The sequence below is a fragment of the Paraburkholderia sp. J12 genome (assembly GCF_905220215.1).
GTDB lineage: Bacteria > Pseudomonadota > Gammaproteobacteria > Burkholderiales > Burkholderiaceae > Paraburkholderia.
In genome coordinates this window covers 1-1,405 of the sequence record NZ_CAJMZC010000043.1, presented here as the reverse complement: position 1 = coordinate 1,405, position 1,405 = coordinate 1, and the positions used below count along the sequence as shown (strand labels likewise).

The following is a 1,405-nucleotide window of genomic DNA, read 5'->3' as shown; positions in this document are numbered from 1 at the left end:
GGCTGAGTTCTGTATTGCACAGGGCTCAGCCCTTTTAGTTTCAGCCGGATACGTTCGTGGTTGTAGTAATGGATGTACTGGCGGATTCCTGCCTGTAGCTGTTCGACGCTGTCGAACTCATTGAGGTGGAAGAACTCGGCCTTGAGCGTACCAAAGAAGCTCTCCATCGCGGCATTGTCCAGGCAATTGCCCTTGCGCGACATGCTTTGGCGGATGGCGTGCTGATCCAGAAGACGGCGCCAGGCCGCCATCTGGTACTGCCACCCCTGATCGGAATGCAATAGCGGACGCTCGCCGTTTCCCAGGCGCGAGAAGGCTTTCTTCAGCATCTGCCCGACCAGCTCGAAGCTCGGCCGGGTGGCACTCTGCCAGGCAATGATCTCCCCGTTGTACAGGTCCATCACCGGCGACAGATAGAGCTTTTGCCCTTTCACCCTGAATTCGGTGACGTCCGTGACCCATTTCTCGTTGGGGCGCTGCGCCCGGAATTGCCGGTTGAGCAGGTTCGGTGCAATCCGGCCCACCGTGCCTCGCCAGGAACGGTACTTCTTTGGCCGCACCAGGGATTTCAGCCCGAGCTGGAGCATCAGGCGCCGGACCCGCTTGTGGTTCACCGCCTCGCCAGTCTGCCGGAGGACGGCAGTGATTCGCCGGTAGCCATACCGGCCCCGGTGCGATTCGTAGATGGCGCGAATGCGTTGCTTGAGCCCGGCGTAACAATCTCCGGCCTGCAGGACCTTCTGCTGGTAGTAAAAGGTGCTGCGAGCCAGACCAGCGATCTTCAGCAGGGCCGCCAGAGGATGGTGCTGCCTTAGCTCGAGCACGATTTGCGCTTTTTGCGTTGCGCTGCATGCTGCTGCGCCTGAGCCAAGGCTTCGAGCTTTTTTAGGTACGCGTTCTCCATTCGCAGATGCTGGAGCTCTTCGAGCAACTCCTCACGAGTACGCGCATCGTCATCGGGGCGTGAAGGGGATATAGCCTGGGGTGGTTTGGGCATTTTTTGCGGGCGCGCCCGTGAGCGGGCAGACAAGGCAGCGAATCCGCCCTCATCATACTGCCGCCTCCACACCCCAATGGCGCTGGGGTTGCGAATATTGAACCGTGCAGCGGCCTGCCGATCAGACAGGCCTTCGCTTTTTGCCTGCTCCAGCACGAATTGCTTGAATGGCGCGCTGTAGAACTCATGCTTGCGCTCGATGCCCGCCGCTCCGTGTGCACGATAGGCCGCAACCCATTTACGCACCGTCGCTTCGTCAACGTTGTGCCGCTGCGCAGCGGCGCGCCAGGACAGCATCGTTCCAGACTCAATGTCCGCGATCACCGACAGCTTGAACTGCTCTGTGTACTTCGCCATGAAAAACACCCCAAAGGTTGGATCGGTGTCCAACTTTTGGGGTGCAGTTCA

Annotated in this window: 1 protein-coding gene; it reads right to left on the bottom strand. The window is 59.7% G+C overall.

The window, feature by feature from the left end; all coding sequences use genetic code 11:
- Positions 1-1,354, bottom strand: a protein-coding gene (locus U5760_RS31515) for an IS3 family transposase (protein ID WP_322016214.1) whose coding sequence is annotated in 2 segments (ribosomal slippage) — positions 1-889 and positions 889-1,354 — 1,355 coding nt annotated over the 2 segments. Because the reading frame shifts where the segments join, the coding sequence is not laid out codon by codon here. This gene is flagged as partial in the annotation.
- Positions 1,355-1,405 lie beyond the last annotated feature (51 nt).